The sequence below is a fragment of the Sutcliffiella halmapala genome (genome assembly GCF_002019665.1).
In the GTDB taxonomy this organism is placed as follows: Bacteria; Bacillota; Bacilli; order Bacillales; family Bacillaceae_I; genus Sutcliffiella_A; species Sutcliffiella_A halmapala.
This window is the reverse complement of sequence record NZ_KV917375.1, coordinates 3813337-3830965: the sequence shown is the minus strand read 5'-3', so window position 1 is coordinate 3830965 and position 17629 is coordinate 3813337. Positions and strand designations below refer to the sequence as shown.

Annotated in this window: 15 protein-coding genes; 13 read left to right on the top strand and 2 right to left on the bottom strand. The window is 38.5% G+C overall.

Annotation, left to right across the window (positions count from 1 at the left end):
- The first annotated feature begins 16 nt into the window (after positions 1-16).
- The 10 genes from BK580_RS18895 to BK580_RS18850 all read left to right on the top strand — a co-directional run bounded on the left by BK580_RS18895 (position 17) and on the right by BK580_RS18850 (position 13509).
- Positions 17-1342, top strand: coding sequence for an ABC transporter substrate-binding protein (locus BK580_RS18895; RefSeq protein ID WP_078381829.1), 1326 nt, complete (start codon positions 17-19; stop codon positions 1340-1342).
- 631 nt (positions 1343-1973) lie between these two features.
- Positions 1974-2903: an ABC transporter permease gene (locus tag BK580_RS18890; protein WP_408055265.1), complete on the top strand. Its 930-nt coding sequence runs from the start codon at positions 1974-1976 to the stop codon at positions 2901-2903.
- 17 nt (positions 2904-2920) lie between these two features.
- Complete coding sequence (locus tag BK580_RS18885) at positions 2921-3796, top strand: carbohydrate ABC transporter permease (RefSeq protein ID WP_078381827.1); 876 nt, start codon at positions 2921-2923, stop codon at positions 3794-3796.
- A gap of 21 nt (positions 3797-3817) precedes the next feature.
- Positions 3818-5425, top strand: coding sequence for an ABC transporter substrate-binding protein (locus BK580_RS18880; protein ID WP_078381826.1), 1608 nt, complete (start codon positions 3818-3820; stop codon positions 5423-5425).
- Between the two features lie 293 nt (positions 5426-5718).
- Positions 5719-7197 (top strand): glycoside hydrolase family 32 protein, encoded by a 1479-nt coding sequence (locus tag BK580_RS18875; protein ID WP_078381825.1) that lies wholly within the window; start codon positions 5719-5721, stop codon positions 7195-7197.
- Between the two features lie 25 nt (positions 7198-7222).
- Complete coding sequence (locus BK580_RS18870; protein WP_078381824.1) at positions 7223-8203, top strand: carbohydrate kinase family protein; 981 nt, start codon at positions 7223-7225, stop codon at positions 8201-8203.
- A gap of 291 nt (positions 8204-8494) precedes the next feature.
- The gene (locus BK580_RS18865) at positions 8495-9493 is read left to right on the top strand and encodes a GGDEF domain-containing protein (protein ID WP_235864071.1); all 999 of its coding nucleotides are present in this window, start codon (positions 8495-8497) and stop codon (positions 9491-9493) included.
- Positions 9494-9881: 388 nt separating this feature from the next.
- Positions 9882-11078 carry a hypothetical protein gene (locus BK580_RS18860; protein WP_078381823.1) on the top strand — a complete coding sequence of 399 codons (1197 nt, stop codon included), beginning with the start codon at positions 9882-9884 and terminating at the stop codon, positions 11076-11078.
- 21 nt (positions 11079-11099) lie between these two features.
- Positions 11100-12329, top strand: a complete 1230-nt coding sequence (locus BK580_RS18855; protein ID WP_078382832.1) for a Zn-dependent hydrolase — start codon at positions 11100-11102, stop codon at positions 12327-12329.
- A 1-nt stretch (position 12330) separates the two neighbouring features.
- A complete protein-coding gene (locus tag BK580_RS18850; RefSeq protein ID WP_078381822.1) occupies positions 12331-13509 on the top strand; it encodes a M20 family metallopeptidase in 1179 nt (392 codons plus the stop codon).
- Positions 13510-13663: 154 nt separating this feature from the next.
- On the opposite strand, the gene BK580_RS18845 is transcribed toward BK580_RS18850, so the two are convergent.
- Positions 13664-15238: an L-lactate permease gene (locus tag BK580_RS18845; protein ID WP_078381821.1), complete on the bottom strand. Its 1575-nt coding sequence runs from the start codon at positions 15236-15238 to the stop codon at positions 13664-13666.
- Positions 15239-15283: 45 nt separating this feature from the next.
- Positions 15284-16216 carry an L-lactate dehydrogenase gene (locus BK580_RS18840; RefSeq protein ID WP_078381820.1) on the bottom strand — a complete coding sequence of 311 codons (933 nt, stop codon included), beginning with the start codon at positions 16214-16216 and terminating at the stop codon, positions 15284-15286.
- Positions 16217-16947: 731 nt separating this feature from the next.
- On the opposite strand from BK580_RS18840, the gene BK580_RS23730 reads away from it, so the two are divergent.
- From BK580_RS23730 to BK580_RS23725, 3 genes are all read left to right on the top strand, one after another.
- Complete coding sequence (locus BK580_RS23730) at positions 16948-17130, top strand: hypothetical protein (protein WP_169865136.1); 183 nt, start codon at positions 16948-16950, stop codon at positions 17128-17130.
- Positions 17108-17353, top strand: a complete 246-nt coding sequence (locus BK580_RS18825; RefSeq protein WP_078381817.1) for a hypothetical protein — start codon at positions 17108-17110, stop codon at positions 17351-17353. The genes BK580_RS23730 and BK580_RS18825 overlap by 23 nt, the downstream gene beginning before the upstream one ends.
- A gap of 115 nt (positions 17354-17468) precedes the next feature.
- Positions 17469-17612 (top strand): hypothetical protein, encoded by a 144-nt coding sequence (locus BK580_RS23725; RefSeq protein ID WP_169865133.1) that lies wholly within the window; start codon positions 17469-17471, stop codon positions 17610-17612.
- Positions 17613-17629 lie beyond the last annotated feature (17 nt).

Sequence of the window (17629 nt, the reverse complement as noted above, 5' to 3'; positions counted from 1 at the left end):
AAGAAAGGGAATAGATATGAAAAAGAAGATAGGAATCCTGATGGCCTCCATTGTTGTACTAAGTATGGTTGGATTTTCTTTGGTTTTCTTGCTCTTCCCTAGAGATCAACATGAATCAGGGATGGAGCAAATAGAGGATAAGCCATCCATCGAATTAATGTTTTGGAGAAATAGTGGGACGAAATTGGAGAATACGGCATACAAAGAGTTAATTACAGCATTTGAAGCTGCACACCCTACCATTAAAGTTAACTTAGTTGCCATTCCATACGGTGATTATGAATTAAGATTACGAACGGAAATTGCCGCAGGAAACCCTCCTGATATTATGGCAATCGACAGTCCTAACCTTGCAGTCTATGCTAACTCAGGATCGCTTTTATCCATAGATGAACAGATGCGATCAGAAGGAAATATAGCTGATTTTCCAACTACTACAATGAATGGCTTAATATATCAAAATGAAATCTATTTAGCCCCTATTGTCGAGTCTGGTGTTGCTCTTTTTTATAATAAGCATTTATTCAAAAAAGCTGGCATCCCATTTCCAGCAAAAGATAAACCAATGAGCTGGGATGAAGTGGTAGACATTGCACAACAATTAAATGATCCTTCTAACAATGTGTATGGGATTGATCCAGCACAAGGCTTTAGTGACGGAGAATCTCCTGCTTATTTTAAACTACCAATTCTCTGGCAATTTGGTGCAGAGGTTTTAAGCCCAGATGGTACTACAGCAGATGGTTATATAAATTCAGAGCAAGCATTAGAAGCATTGCAGTTTTATCAAGATCTTTATCACAAACATGAGATAGCTATGGTGGAACTTCCACAGGATCCGTTTGTCGAAGGGAATCTTGCAATGACGGTGATGGGATCTTGGACATTAGCAGACTATGAAAAGAACGATTCTGCGTTTAAATTAGGAATAGATTATGGAATAGCCCCATTACCTATGGCAAAAAAACAGGTGGTTCCAAATGGGGGCTGGTCCCTCGGAATCTCAACAAAGTCCAACTATCCCGCAGAAGCCTGGGAGTTCATTGAGTATGTTACGAGTTATGAAGGATCTAAGAAATATGTAGAAATAACCGGTGATATACCAGCGAGATATTCCGTCGCCGAGGAGTTTCCAGAACTACAAGAATATCCGAAAAATATCTTTGTTCACCAGGCACAAAATCATTCGAAAAATCGACCGGTTACGCCAGCTTACCCTGTAGTAAGTGTAGCGATAAAGGAACTATTTGAAGATGTGGGTATCGGTGGAAAAGACGTGGAAGAATCAGTATTAAAGGCAGTTGAGAAAATAAATAATGGCCTCAGAGTAATTCCAAAATAACCAATATCGTTCTTCCTTGAGGCTGGGATAAAAGAATATTTGTTAAAGAAAAATCCGAATTATTATGCGAAATTCTAAGTAGAGTTTTGCATAAGTTCGGATTTTTTAGGTTAGCTATATTAAAGTACAGTATTGATTTTTAGGACGCTAGCTGTTGATTGGAGCACAAGGCGAAGACTCCTACGGGAGATAGCGTTTTGTGGAGACCCCACAGGCGTAGCCGAGGAGGCTCCACAAGCGCCCCGTGGAAAGCGAAGCCTGGTGCGGAAATCAACAGCGGTGTTTAACAGAACCTTTACATTAAGGCATTCTTTAGTATAAATCGTTCGTAAATAAAGCTGGGAAGTTAATTTATGTCCCATCCTCTTTTTTTGTCTGAAAAATCAAAACCCGAAAATATTAAAGATCGAGACCCAAAAATATTGAAATATTACGTGTAATGATTTTGTTATATTTTAAATCAGATAATGAAATGAAGAAGGGAGAAAACAGCAAAGCTAAGACTTATCCGATTTTTTTGCTTTATAATGAAAACGCTTTTTTGTTGGAACCCGATGATAAAAAGATAATAATTTCACAAAAGGAGGTTACTAGCTTGCCAGAATTAGTAAAGGTGGAGAAAGAAACAGTTATACAGATTAAACCTGAAAAGAAAATAAAACGGCAACTAAATTATATAAAGAAAAACTATATTCTTTATTTGCTTATCGCTCCAGCGGTTATTCTTACTATCATTTTTAAATATATCCCGATGTACGGGGCGACGATCGCGTTTAAGGATTTCAGTCCAATGAAGGGGATATGGGGAAGCGAATGGGTTGGACTTAAACACTTTACCAGCTTTTTAACATCCCCCAATTTTTTAGATATTTTTATGAATACGCTTAAATTAAGTTCATTTGAGCTCTTAATTGGGTTCCCAATCCCTATCATATTGGCTCTCATGTTAAATCAGTTGAGAAGGGCTAAGGTTAAAAAGAATGTTCAATTGGCTCTATACGCCCCACATTTTATCTCGATAGTGGTTGTTTCGGGAATGGTCTTCCTTTTTCTTTCTCCAACAGGGCCTATTAATGCCATTCTATCTCTTTTCATAGATAATCCTATTTCGTTTATGTCTGATCCAGATTCATTTAGGTCGATTTACATTTGGTCTGGTGTATGGCAAGGGGCTGGCTGGGCATCTATTATCTATGTTGCAGCACTAGCTAACGTGGACCCGCAACTGCATGACGCAGCTACGATGGACGGAGCGTCGCTTATCCAACGAATCATTCATATTGATCTTCCAACACTTAAGCCGGTGATGGCGGTACTATTCATTTTAGCTGCTGGGGGGATTATGGCGATTGGTTTTGAAAAAGCTTATTTATTGCAAACCTCGATGAATTTACCTGCTTCTGAGATACTACCAACCTATGTTTATAAAAGAGGGTTATTGGCAGGGAACTTTTCATTTGCTACAGCAGTTGGCTTATTTAATGCCATTATCAATGTGATTTTACTAGTGTTTGTTAATCAAGTGGTCAAAAAATTAAATGAAGGCGAAGGTCTTCTATAAGAAAGGAGGAGGAAAGAGTGAATAACTCAAAAAACGATCGCCTACTGCTATTCATTAATAAAATACTGTTGTCTATCATTGTCATAATTGTTGTGTTTCCACTTCTCTATGTATTACTTGCTTCTTTTTTAGAACCGAACGTCCTGCTGTCTAAAGGATTCTCCATTAGCGCATCTGATTGGACAATAGAAGGGTACAAACGAATATTGATGGATGGGACAATCATGAGAGGTTTTTTTAACTCTATCCTATATTCGGCTGGATTTACGATAGTCACTGTTTCAGTTTGTGTCCTTGCTGGCTATACATTATCTGCAGAAGGTTTAGTCGGAAAGAAAGCACTGATGATCTTCTTCCTCATCACAATGTTTTTTAATGGGGGCTTGATTCCAACGTATTTAGTTGTTCGTGATTTAGGAATGCTCAATACAATATGGGCGATTATTTTACCAAACGCATTATCAGTTTGGTTCATTATTCTAGCGAGAACGTATTTTAAAGCAATTCCAAATGAGCTGAAAGAAGCTGCAAGAATCGATGGTGCCTCTGAATTTAAGATATTCTTGAAGATTGTATTGCCATTATCGAAGCCAATTATTTTTGTTCTAGCTTTATATGCATTTATCGGCCAATGGAATGCCTACTTTGATGCATTAATTTATCTCGACGATCGTGAGCTTTATCCACTTCAGCTAGTCCTTCGTTCGATTCTTATTCAAAACGAAGTACAGCCTGGAATGATAGGGGACCAGCTTGCGATGGCTGAGTTGCAGCGAATTTCTGAGATTATTAAATACTCATCTATTGTTCTAGCAAGTTTACCTTTATTGATTATGTACCCATTCTTCCAGAAGTACTTTGAAAAAGGTGTCATGGTAGGTTCATTAAAATAATATAAAAAGTGAGGGATTTCTATGAAAAAAATGTTTAAAACAATGTCAGCATTATGTATTTCAGGTATGTTGATTGCGACAGGATGCAGTAATAAATCGAGTCAAAGTGCTTCATCAGAGGATTATGAACTTTCCAATGTATCGTTTCCACTGGAAGAGAAAGTAACTTTGAACTTTATGACACAAAGCTCTCCAATCGCACCGTCTGATCCAAACGACAAATTAATATATCAGCGTTTAGAGGAAGAAACAGGAGTTCATATTAAGTGGAAAAACTTTGCATGGGATACTTTTGCAGAAAGAAGGAATTTAGCTTTTGCTAGTGGTGAGCTTCCGGATGCTATATTAGATGCCGGGTTATCTGACTATGAATTATTAAGACTAGCAAAAGATGAAGCGATTATTCCAGTTGAAGAATTAATAGACGAGCATATGCCAAATCTACAAAAAGTGCTAGAGGAAGCACCTGAGTATCGTGCAATGATGACAGCCCCAGATGGACACATTTACTCTTTTCCATGGATTGAAGAATTAGGTGCTGGGAAGGAGAGTATTCACTCAGTAGATGCTTTTCCTTGGATTAATGTGGAATGGTTAAACAAACTAGGATTAGATATGCCAACGACAACGGATGAATTAAAAGAAGTATTAATTGCTTTTAAAGAAAATGATCCAGCAGGAGATGGTAAAACGATTCCAATGTCCTTTATCATTAACCATGGTGGAGAAGACTTATCCTTTTTATTCGGCTCCTTTGGTCTTGGTGATAACTGGGATCATACTGTCGTAAGTGATGATGGAGAAGTAATATACACGGTTAAGGATGATGGATATAAAGAAGGAATCAAGTTTTTCCAAGAATTATATCAAGAAGGATTAATCGATGTGGAAGCGTTTGAACAGGATTGGAACACGTACCTCTCCAAAGGAAAAGACAATCGTTATGGATTGTACTTTACATGGGATAAAGGAAATATTACAGGGATGAATGACACCTATGAACTGATGTCTGCTCTAGCTGGTCCGAATGGTCATAAAAATGTTGCTCGAACAAATGGCATGGGCTTTGATAGAAATAAAATGGTCATCACAAGTGCTAATAAAAACTTAGAATTAACAGCAAAATGGATTGATCAATTATATGACCCACTACAATCCGTACAAAACAACTGGGGGACTCATGGAGACGATACGCAACAAAATATTTTTGAATTGGATGAAACAGCAAGAATGTTAAAGCATTTACCGTTAGACGGAACTTCACCATGGGAATTAAGACAAAAAACCTTTATTGCTGGCCCTTTAGCCATTTTGGATAGCTATTATGGAAATGTGACCACAAAGCCGGATGATGCTGCTTGGAGATTAGGTCTAATGAAAGAAGTGATGGTACCTGATATGACTGCAGAGAATATTTATCCAAAAGTATTTTTCTCCATTGAAGAATTAGATAAACTTGCTACAATCGAAGCAGATTTGGTTCCATATGTAGAAAGAAAACGTGCAGAATGGATTACAAATGGAAAAGTCGAAGAGGAATGGCCAGATTACTTAACAGAATTAGATAGACTTGGGCTACAAGAGTGGTTGGAAATTAAGCAAGTTGGATACGACAGAAATACACAATAATCGCTATATAAAATGTCTCTGTTAAAGTACAGTGTTGATTTTTAAGTACCTAGCTGTTGATTGGAGCACGAGGCGTAGACTCCTGCGGGAGGTAGCGTTTTGTGGAGACCCCCGCAGGCAATGCCGAGGAGGCTCCACAAGCGCCCAGCGGAAAGCGAAGCCTCGTGCGGAAATCAACAGCGGTGTTTAACAGAGACTATAAATAAGAATTAGAAGGAAGGCTGTACAGAAAGCTGGTTAAAGTACAGTCTTATCCTTTCTTGTTTATTTTAAAAGAAAAGGGGATTTTAAATATGACTAATGAAGTGTATAAAGAAAAACACCGTCCACAATTTCATTTTTCACCAGAACAAAAGTGGATGAATGATCCGAACGGCATGGTATATTTTAACGAAGAATACCATCTCTTTTATCAACACCATCCATTTGGTACAACATGGGGACCGATGCACTGGGGACACGCAGTCAGTAAAGATCTGATTCATTGGGAGCACCTTCCTATTGCCTTATTCCCTGATGAATATGGAGATATTTTCTCCGGAAGTGCCGTGGTGGATTGGAATAATACATCCGGCTTTTTTGAGGAAGCACCGGGTCTGGTAGCCATTTATACAAGTGCTGGGACTTATCCTGATTCTGATAGACCTTGCCAGCGTCAAAGCATCGCCTATAGTAAGGATGCTGGAAGAACGTGGATTAAATATGAAGGGAATCCAGTGCTTTCCGATATAAATATTACTGATTACCGCGACCCAAAGGTTTTCTGGCATAGTGAAACGAATAAATGGGTGATGATATTAGCTACAGGACAAACTGTGATGCTTTATACATCTCCTAACCTCCTTGAGTGGGAGTTTGCCAGTGAATTTGGGAACCGAGCTGGATCACATGCAGGGGTGTGGGAATGTCCTGATCTCTTCAAACTTCCTGTTGACGGGGAAGATAATAATGAAAAATGGGTGATGCTCGTAAGTATTGGAGATAATCCTGAGTTTAAAGAGGGATCAAGAACCCAATATTTTATCGGACAATTTGACGGAACGACTTTTGTAAATGATAACACGGATGAAACGATTCTTTGGTTAGATTATGGTAGAGATAATTATGCGGGAGTCAGCTGGTCAGATATTCCATCAGAAGACGGACGAAGAATGTATATTGGCTGGATGAGTAACTGGCGTTATGCAAATTTACTGCCAACAGATGGCTGGCGTAGCGCGATGACATTGCCAAGAGAGCTAACATTAACTGCTAGTGATGAAGGAGCTCGCTTAGTTCAAAAGCCAGTAGTAGGAATCGAGGCGATTCGAAAAGGGGCATCGATCTCCGAGAATTTTACGATTGATTCAAACGATGTTTCCTATGAAATGGTTAGTGATAGAATGGAAGTGAATCTCGAATGGGAAGCACAAAATGCCGATTCTTTCGGTCTCGTTGTTCAGAGTACGGCAGATGAAAAAATTATCATTCAATATGATGTGGCTAAGGGATTATTATCAGTGGATCGAACAAATGCGGGAGACAACAGCTTTTCTGAATCTTTTGCTGCTGTACAAGAAGCTCCATTGAAGTTGAAGAATAACAAACTCGAGCTTCAACTATTTATCGATACTTCATCCCTTGAGGTATTTGCAAATGATGGTGAAGCGGCTTTTACTAGTCTAGTATTCCCAAGTAAACCCTACAACCAACTTAACTTATTTTCTAAAGAGGGAACAACAAAGCTTAACTACTTGAAATTAACAGAACTAGATTCGATATGGAGTAAGTAACTTCATTTATCGAGAGGGCGGTGTCATGAAAGTGAGTACATCAATATTTTGTATCGGAGAATTACTAATTGACTTTTTCTGTACAGATGTCGACATCGACTTAGTCGAAGGTCATCATTTTGAAAAACAGGCAGGAGGAGCACCAGCCAATGTATGTGCAACGGTGGTGAAGTTAGGTGGAAATGCCCTTTTCTGTGGCAAAGTAGGGAATGATCCATTTGGTGAATTTTTAATAAATACATTAGCGGAAACAAAAGTTGATACTTCTATGATCGTGCGAGATACACAACATCCAACCACATTAGCTTTTGTATCCTTAAAGGCAGATGGAGAGAGAGACTTTACTTTCAACCGAGGCGCAGATGCTTATTTACAGGAAGTAGATATCGATAAAGCGAAACTAAAAAAATGCTCAATTTTACATTTCGGTTCCGCAACCGCTCTATTACAGAATCCATTCCAGGAAACTTACTTAAATACAATGAAATCAGAGAAGGACATAGGAAAATTCATTTCTTTTGATCCGAATTTCAGAAAAGATCTTTGGGTCGGGAGAGTACAAGTCTTTGTTGATTTAGCGAAAGAAGGAATTGCTCTAGCAGACTTTGTAAAAGTAAGTGAGGAAGAATTAGAGGTTATATCTGGCAAGAAGGATGTCTTAAAAGGAGCTAAGGTATTTCATGATTTAGGTGCAAAAATAGTAGCGGTAACATTAGGAAAAGAAGGAACATTTATCTCAAATGGTCAGCGTTTCGAAATTGTTCCAAGTATTGCAGTTAAATCAATTGATTCCACTGGTGCAGGAGATGCCTTCGTTGGAGCTACGCTTTACCAACTAGCAAAAGAAGTGGATATTAAGAGTGCTTCCGAAGACTTTAATCAACTTAAACAAATTATTTCCTTCAGCAATAAAGTGGGAGCTTTAGTGTGTACGAAGGTAGGTGCGATTTCTGCACTACCGAGTGTTGCGGATGTTGAGAATATAGAAGAAATATCCGTTACTTAATTATAGAGAAGGGAGGCTGGAAGTAAAGCCTCCTTTTTTTCTGCTGTAAACACCTTCCTCTGGCTTTAAATGTGAAAGATAATCAAATTTTTCTAATTGCTCTTTCCAAACTACCATAAAAAATATATAGTTAAAATTGCCTAGAAATATTTATAGGCTTTTTTTTTGTGTACGCCCGCTAGAAGTATTATTGAGGTGGTTATTATCGATCTTTTATCTGATCTATTTATTAATTTATGTATATTAATTTCCCTCTTGTTTATCTATTTACAAATTAGATGGAATACCAAGTTGGAAAACTTGTCTCCTAGAAAATTGGGCCTAGTAGACGGAATCGCTGGTGGGGTATTGGGAAATATGCTCATGTATTTTTCCATACAGCTTACAGATGAGACGATCTTAGACCTACGATATTTGCCTGTTATGCTGACTATGCTATTCATAGGGGTGTTTCCTGGCTTCATCAGTACTCTATTAATCATCGTAGGTCGATTTATGATAGGGAGTAACATTTCATCCATTGCTGCACTAATTTTGATGATTTCGCTCTTTTTAGGGTTTTATCTAATCGTAAAAAAAATGGATTCCTCTAAAGGAATTATAAAGAAATCGCTCACAATGATTGGGCTTGCAAATATTGAATTTACCTTCATGCTTTTTATACTCGTCCATAATAAAGAGCTGTTATTTGTCTTAATTCCGATTTTTTGGGTTATCTCTACTATCGGAGGACTTATTTCTATTTATGTGTATCATTACTTAAAACGATCACATACCTTGTTAAAAAAATATGAAAAACAATCCTCCACGGATTTTCTAACCGGCCTAAATAATGTGCGACAATTTGATGATGTCTGGAATCAACTAGTAGTACGGGCAAAAGAAAAAAACGAACGTCTATCACTATTGCTTTTAGATATAGATTTTTTTAAAAAGGTCAATGACAAATACGGGCATCCAGTTGGAGATATCATCTTAAAAGAATTAGGGGAAGTTCTCCTGAACTCTACTCGATCCTTTGACACAGTTTCAAGAAATGGCGGCGAAGAATTCTCCGTTATTTTACCAGATTGTCCAAATCACCAAGCAATTGAAATAGCTGAAAGAATTCGTCGTGCAGTAGAAAAACATCCCTTTCCTATTTCTCAACAAGACCATATCAACATAACGGTTTCTATTGGTGTAGCGACATTCCCAGAGACCATAAAGAACACGGAACAAATAATAAAATATGCCGATGAATGCCTATATAAAGCTAAACGCATGGGGCGTAACCAAGTTTGTCATTAGAATCTATCCTGCCTTTAATGAAGTGGAGGTCTATTCGTTACATGTAAGAGCAACTTCAGGTAGTTTTAAAATGAATTTATATGATGCAAAGACTCTTTCTCTTTTAAGGAAGAGTCTTTGTTGTTTTTAATCAATTGGCTCTGATAAAGTACAGCGGTGTTTAACAAAGCCAATAATCAAAGAAAACATTTCAATATAATTTTATTGTTATTGGATTGTAAAGAAGAAAGGATTAATTACTAAGTAAAACAAAATGAAAACGATTACATGAAAATTAAAAATAATTTAAATTGACTGAAAAGTATAACTATACTATTATTTTACTATCATAAAATATTTCGTATATCGTACGAAATAGAATTCAAAACAGAAAAGGGGCGGAACACTTATGTCACAGATGCTAGCGTTAGTAATAATTGTACTCATTTTATTTCTCGGGGATTTAGTTGCCGTTCGAACGAAAGCATGGATTCCATCTATGTTCGTATGCGCGGTTTTGTTCCTTCTTGGATATTGGACTTTCTTTCCACAAGACATTGTGGCATTGGCAGGAGTACCGCCAGTTGTAGCTACCATGATGATGTATTTATTGATTACCAATATGGGAACTTTGCTATCGATTCAAGAGTTGAAAAAACAATGGAAGACAATAGTGATTGCACTCTCAGGTATTTTAGGAATAATCGCGATTTTGTTTAGTATAGGAACACTGCTTTTTGGCTATCAGACAGTTGTCGTAGCAATTCCGCCTTTAGTGGGTGGGGTAGTGTCAGCTTTAATCATGTCAGAAGGTGCAAAAGAAGCGGGGTTAGCAACCTTATCCGTGTTTGCCATTGTCATCTATGTTATGCAAGGGTTTGCGGGATATCCGATCACCTCAATCGTGTTGAAAAAAGAAGGGAAAAGACTTCTTACACAATATCGAAGTGGGAAATTAAAGGAAAGCAAACAAGAACTAGCTACATCTGGAGTATCTGAAACGCCGAAAGTGGAATTAAAATTATTTAAAAACCTACCTGAAAAATATAATACAGATTTCTTTAAGTTTTTTAGACTGGCACTTGTATCGTATTTTGCCTATCTTGTATCTACTCTATTGGCGCCAGTTTTAACTGTTAGTCCGTTCGTTCTTTGTTTATTGTTCGGTGTAATAGCAACAAGTGCTGGATTCCTTGAAAGGCAGGTATTACAAAAAGCGAATGGTTTTGGGTTCGCCATAATGGCACTTATGCTCTTTATTTTTGACGGCTTAAAGCAAGCAACACCGAGTATGATGCTTGAGATTATCTACCCGCTTATTGGAACAATCATCATAGGAGTTATCGGTATGTATATTTTTTCCTTCATTGCAGGAAAGATTTTAAAAGTAAGCAAAGAAATGGCGTTTGCTGTTTCATTGACAGCGTTATATGGATTCCCGGCAGATTATATTATCACGAATGAGGTAATTAACTCATTAACGGAAGATGAAAAAGAAAGAGAAATATTAACGAGCCACATGCTGCCACCTATGCTAGTCGGAGGATTTATCACTGTTACGATAGTGTCCGTTGTTTTAGCAGGTATATTTGTAGGGTTATTGTAGGAGAAAGGATGGATGACCAGTATGAACAACGTCCAAAAAAGAATCGAAGAACATATTAATACATTGAGTACATTCACTGCTACACCTGATAAAGGAACTACTCGACTAACTTATAGTGAAGAACATCTACGTGCACGAAACTATTTGAAAAGAATTATGAAAGAATACGGTTTGGTCGTTCACGAAGACGGTTTTGGTAATATTTTTGGAAAGATTGAAGGGATGTTGAAAGATGCCCCTAGCGTCCTTATCGGTTCCCATTTTGATTCTGTACCAAACGGAGGTGCTTATGACGGACCAGCCGGAGTTGTAGCTGGTCTTGAAGTGGCTGCTCTATTTGCGGAAAATAAGCTAAAACCGAAATACCCATTAGAAGTTGTTGCGCTGGTCGAAGAAGAAGGTTCAAGATTTGGTGGTGGCCTAATGGGATCAAGAGGAATGGTTGGCTTACTAAGTGAAGAGGACTTCAGTAATCTAACAGATAAAAATGGAATCTCCACTGTAGAGGCAATGAAGCTTATCGGCTTAGATACATCTTTAACGAAGAAAAGAGATTCCAACACTATTAAGTCCTATCTTGAATTGCATATTGAACAAGGACCAATTCTAGAAGAAAAAAACACTCCGATTGGTGTTGTAGAAGCAATTGTTGGTTTAACACAATTGGAAGTTACAGTAAAGGGTAGAGCGGGGCATGCAGGAACTACCCCGATGGATCGACGTGCAGATGCTCTAGTCGTCGCATCTAGTATGATTTCCCAATTACCAGAACTAGCAATTCAAGAAGGGGAAGGAACAGTAATAACAACTGGTCGCCTTCATGTATTTCCGAATGGAGCCAACGTTATTCCAGATACTGTCGTATTTACAGTGGATATCCGTTCAGGTAGAGAAGAAAATGTCCGAAATGTTATCGAACAAGTAAGTAGAATAGTAGAAACTTATAATGCTAATGGGATTACCACATCCGTGGAGGAGCTTTTATATATTCAACCAAAAGCAATGAATCAAGAGATTATTTCTTTATTAAAACAAAAGAGTAATAAATTAGAAGTTCCGTACTGTTCTATCAACAGTGGAGCGGGACACGACGCCATGGTCTTTTCTGATTTTACTGAAGTTGGCATGCTATTCGTTCCTAGCAAAGATGGGCTAAGCCATTGTCCGGAAGAGTGGTCAGACTCTAGAGATTTAGCAAAAGCTGTTCATATTCTCTATGAAGCAGCCAAAACCTTAACGGAGGCAGAGTAGAATGATTCATCCAATAATCAAAAAAGCCATTCAGAACAACAGCGAAGAATTAATCCAAATACGGAGAAAGTTACACAGTGAGCCTGAATTGCCTTGGGAGGAAGAAAGAACCACTGCTTTTATTTGTTCCTATCTAGAAAAATTACAAATTCCTTTTCAGAAGCTTGACCCTACTGGCGTCATTGCCACAATCGAAGGTGGACAACCTGGGAAAACCGTAGCCCTAAGAGCCGACATGGATGCATTACCGGTTGAAGAGCTGAATAAGAATCTACCGTATATGTCAAAAGAAAGAGGAAAAATGCATGCTTGTGGCCACGATGCCCACACGGCGATGCTATTAGTAGCGGCAAAAGCATTAATTAAAATAAAAGACGATTTACCAGGAAACGTCCGCTTATTGTTTCAGCCTGCAGAAGAGATAGCGGAAGGTGCTAAAGCAATGGTAAAGCAAGGAGCAATGGACGGAGTAGATAATGTTTTCGGTATTCACATATGGTCACAGATGCCGACCCATAAAGTCTCCTGCAATCCTGGGCCAAGTTTTGCCTCAGCGGATTTATTTAAAGTAACGTTTAAAGGTAAAGGCGGTCATGGAGCTATGCCACAGGATTGTATTGATACCGCAATTGTTGCCTCGTCCTTCGTCATGAATGTACAGACAGTAGTCTCTAGAACCATCGATGCTAAAAGTCCTGCAGTCCTCACTGTAGGAAAAATGGTGGTCGGAACACGGTTTAATGTGATTGCCGAAAATGCCGTCATTGAAGGAACGGTCCGTTGTTTCCATCCTGAAACTAGAGATCATATTGAAAAACAGCTACAGCATTATGCGGAACATGTTGCAGCTGTATATGGTGCTACAGCAAAGTTAGAATACATTCGTGGTACTCAAGCAGTCTTAAACGATGAATCCAGTGCTAAACTAGTCCAAGCAGTTGCTTTAGAAGCATTTGGCGAAGATGTGATTTATCATGAAGAGCCAACCATGGGCGGAGAAGATTTCAGCTTCTATTTGGACCATGCACCAGGTAGCTTTGCTCTCGTTGGAAGCGGCAACCTTCAAAAAGATACACAGTGGGCACATCACCATGGGAAATTTAACATTGACGAAGATGCACTAGCAACAGGTGCGGAGTTGTATGCTCAGTATGCTTGGGGGTACTTAAATGGTGCCTGACCCACACTGTGATAAAGAGGGAAAGTGCGAACTTATAGAATTGTTGCTAAAGCTAAGTTTTTCATACGAATGAAAGAATAAAGACCTGCCCGCCCAGGGCATTATAGCGCTGGGGGGCAGGCCACACTAAAATTACTAAACCCCCTAAACCCCACTAAAACATTAATGACAACAGAAACGTCCAAACACATACAAAGGCAAGTAAACCAAAGCTATATTTTAACGTCATTTTTGTTAAAAGTGCTTCTTTTCCTGTTTGACCAACAGCCGCGGTTGCAATGGCGATTGATTGTGGAGAAATGAGTTTTGCCATTACCCCACCTGCTGTATTTGCTGAAACTAGTAGTGCTGGATCTGTTCCGATAATGTTTGCGGCAGTTGCTTGAATCGGTGCAAATAAAGTGTTGTTATTAACAACAGATCCGGTCATAAATACTCCAATCCATCCTAATATTGGGGATACTAATGGGAAGATGCTTCCGGTTGTAGCAACCGCTTCTCCTAATACAGTTGTTAAACCAGCATGTGTCATTAGCTTCGCGATACCTAAGATAGCGCTGATCATCATAATTGGAATCCAAAACTCTAATACGGTTTTTTTCAATAATTTGAATCCTGCTGGGAAGCCAATCGATTTAGTTGTTAAAATAGTTGTGATTCCAGCCAATAATATTGCAGTTCCTGTTGCACTTACTAAGTTGAAGCTAGAGAATAGAGAAGAACCTGGTATTGCTAATTTTACAATCGTAAAGTTTAGTGCTCCACCTTCTAGGAATAAAGCTTTAAATGCGGGGATGCTCCAAACTAATACAAAGATACTTAGTAAATAGAAGGGAGACCATGCTCGGATAATCTCACCGACAGAATGCTTTTCAATTTTAACCTCTTGATTGTTTAGTAAAAAGATATTTTTTGGTTGCCATTTTCTTAAGAATAATGCCAAGACACCCATTGTTAGTAAAGAAGGAATAATATCAGCTAGCTCTGGACCTAAAAAGATGGTAATAAGAGCTTGCGTTACTGTATAAGTACTAGCGACTACTAAGATGGCAGGTAGAATTTCCTTCACACCTTTTAATCCGTTTAGCAAAAAGATAAGTAAAAATGGAATCGAAAAATTGATAATCGGTAATGTTAGTGCGGTCATCATGGAAACGTCCATAGAAGTAACATTACCTTCTAAATTTAGCGTGCCTGTAATGGCAACAGGAATACCAATTGCCCCGAACGCCCCAGATGCACCATTTGCAATTAGACAAAGCATTGCTGCTTGCAGTGGTTTAAATCCTAGTGAAACTAATAGAACGGCACAGATTGCGATGGGAACCCCGAAGCCTGCAGCTCCTTCAAGAAATGCATTAAAACAAAAACCAATCAATAGAAGTTGTAGTCGCTGATCCTGTGAGATGCCTGCAATACTTGCTCGTAGGATGTCAAATTTTCCTGATTCAACGGAAATTTTATATAACCAAACGGCCATTACGATGATATAACCGATTGGCCACATTCCTTGAAGGGCACCTTGGATTACACTTCCAACGGATTCTCCAAATGGTAAATCAAAGATAAGCATCGCGATGAGAAAGGTAACACCAAGATTTAACAGCGCCGCATATAGTCCTTTCATTTTAAAAATGGTCAAGCATAAGAGAAATAAGATAATCGGAATCGCTGCTACTAGTGATGAAATTAATATATTATTAAATGGATTAAAGGTTTCTACTAACATTTCATGAATCTCCCTTTTGTGAGAATGGCTTATTATTAAGAAGAACTACTTCCAAAATGGAGTTTGTATATCTTTTAATGTCTTAACAGAGTGTGCCAGCTTTTCCTTCTCTATAGTATTTAATGAAAGTTCAATAATATTCTTTCTACCAGAGCGATTAATTACTGTAGGTACTCCGACATAGACATCCTCGTGACCATATTCACCTTCTAGTAAAGACCCAACTGGTAAGACAACCTCTTCATTGTTAAGAATTGCTTTAGTGATTCTCGCTAGTCCAGTAGCTATTCCATAGTAAGTAGCGCCTTTTGACTCGATAATTTTATAGGCTGCATCCCGAACTTCCACAAAGATTTCTTCTTTTCTTTCCTCTGTTAATTCAGCTGCAATTTGATTACCAGAAATATTGGCTGTACTCCATACTGGTAACTCTGAATCACCATGTTCACCAATGATATAAGCGTGAACACTAGTTGGTGCTACACCGAATTCCTGACTTAATAAGTAGCGGAATCTTGCTGAGTCCAAAATGGTACCAGAACCAATGACCCTCTCTTTCGGAAGACCAGAGAATTTCCATGTTGCATAAGCCAAGATATCGACAGGATTTGTTGCTACTAAAAAGATTCCATTGAAGCCTGTATCCATAATGCTAGTAACAATTGATTTGAAAATTTTTAGGTTCTTGCTGACGAGATCAAGTCTTGTTTCTCCAGGCTTTTGAGCAGCCCCTGCGCAAATAACAACAATGGCAGCATCCTTACAATCCTCATAAGTACCGTATCTAATTTTCATCGTGGATGGAGCATATACAACCCCATGATTTAAGTCCATTACATCTCCTTGAGCCTTTGCTTCATTTAAATCAACAAGTACTAGTTCATCACAAATACTTTGATTCATTACCGCATATGCATAGCTTGCTCCTACAGCACCAGTTCCTACTAAAACTACTTTATCGCCTAATGTAATGTTCATTCTAATTTCCTCCAGTTATATAATATGAGAATAACAGACAACAACTTTGTGAAATATTTCACATGATGGGTTAAAAAAAGAGAGTGAGTGTTTTTATATATAATTTTATTTTTCGGAAATAACTTTGTGAAATACTTCACATAATATAATTTACTACATTTTATAAAAAATGCAATAGAAGAGTATAATAAATAATTTTTAAAATTGCCCATTAGTCATGGAGTTGTCACAACTGCGTAAAAGAGCTTTGGTATCAATTAGTTTAAAAATTACCGAGGGAGAGGGGATTTTCAGTATACTTTTTTCAGGTAAAGACAAAGATTATTAGTGATTGTCCATTTCCGGTTGACTCTTTACAAGAAGATGAAAGTGTTCATTTAGCTTTGTCGGCCGAAGAACCTTCAAAGGCAGGTGTCGATTAATTGCTTGTTTACCAAAGTGACTTGGAGGAATGCTCCATAAAAGGAAGAGAGACCTACCTTTTTTTACGTCAAAGCTTTCGACATTCTAAGCTTGCAGCCAAAATTTCCAAGCTGGGAGTTCCGGTGACGGTGCGGAATTGGAAAACAGTGAAGAAGTTGGAAACCATGGTTGATAAGATGGTTGATTGATGATATTCCTACCACCTTCAGCGATTGAGGGTGGTTTTCTAGTTTGTAAAGTTAGAGGAATAAAACTGTGAAATCGCTCGATTGAGTAATCGGTGGGCTCAAAGAGTGAGGGTTGAGGTAATGGAAAGGGGCGAAGCTGAAAATGGTGTTTGGAAAAGCGGGGAAGAGGTAATGGAAAGGGGCGAAGCCGAAAAGGGTGATTGCAAAATCGGGGAAGAGGTAATGGAAAGGGGCGAAGCTGAAAAGGGTGATCGCAAAAGGGGGGATAGAGGTAATAGAATTGCATCTAGCCGAAAACGGTAATCGCAAAAGCAGGATAGAGGTAATAGAATTGCATCTAGCCGAAAACGGTGTTCGGAAAAGCGTGATAGAGGTAATAGAATTGCATCTAGCCGAAAAGGGTGATCGCAAAAGCAGGATAGAGGTAATAGAAAAGCCCGAAGCTGAAAAGGGTGATCGCAAAAGCGTGATAGAGGTAATAGAAAAGCCCGAAGCCAAAAACGGTGATCGCAAAAAAGCAGGATAGAGGTAATAGAAAAGCCCGAAGCCAAAAACGGTGATCGCAAAAGAGAGAGAGAGGAGCTAGAGAAACGCCCGAAGCTGAAAAGGGTGATCGCAAAAGCGAGATAGAGGTAATAGAATTGCATCTAGCCGAAAACGGTGATCGCAAAAGCAGGAGAGAGGTAATAGAAAAGCCCGAAGCTGAAAAGGGTGATCGCAAAAGCGTGATAGAGGTAATAGAAAAGCCCGAAGCCAAAAACGGTGATCGCAAAAAAGCAGGATAGAGGTAATAGAAAAGCCC

What these genes read in the sequence shown, in the direction of transcription:
- BK580_RS18895 (WP_078381829.1), top strand. Translation starts at nt 17, where the DNA reads ATGAAAAAGAAGATAGGAATCCTGATGGCCTCCATTGTTGTACTAAGT.
- BK580_RS18880 (WP_078381826.1), top strand. Translation starts at nt 3,818, where the DNA reads ATGAAAAAAATGTTTAAAACAATGTCAGCATTATGTATTTCAGGTATG.
- BK580_RS18875 (WP_078381825.1), top strand. Translation starts at nt 5,719, where the DNA reads ATGACTAATGAAGTGTATAAAGAAAAACACCGTCCACAATTTCATTTT.
- BK580_RS18870 (WP_078381824.1), top strand. Translation starts at nt 7,223, where the DNA reads ATGAAAGTGAGTACATCAATATTTTGTATCGGAGAATTACTAATTGAC.
- BK580_RS18860 (WP_078381823.1), top strand. Translation starts at nt 9,882, where the DNA reads ATGTCACAGATGCTAGCGTTAGTAATAATTGTACTCATTTTATTTCTC.
- BK580_RS18855 (WP_078382832.1), top strand. Translation starts at nt 11,100, where the DNA reads ATGAACAACGTCCAAAAAAGAATCGAAGAACATATTAATACATTGAGT.
- BK580_RS18850 (WP_078381822.1), top strand. Translation starts at nt 12,331, where the DNA reads ATGATTCATCCAATAATCAAAAAAGCCATTCAGAACAACAGCGAAGAA.
- BK580_RS18845 (WP_078381821.1), bottom strand. Translation starts at nt 15,238, where the DNA reads ATGTTAGTAGAAACCTTTAATCCATTTAATAATATATTAATTTCATCA.
- BK580_RS18840 (WP_078381820.1), bottom strand. Translation starts at nt 16,216, where the DNA reads ATGAACATTACATTAGGCGATAAAGTAGTTTTAGTAGGAACTGGTGCT.
- BK580_RS23730 (WP_169865136.1), top strand. Translation starts at nt 16,948, where the DNA reads ATGGAAAGGGGCGAAGCTGAAAATGGTGTTTGGAAAAGCGGGGAAGAG.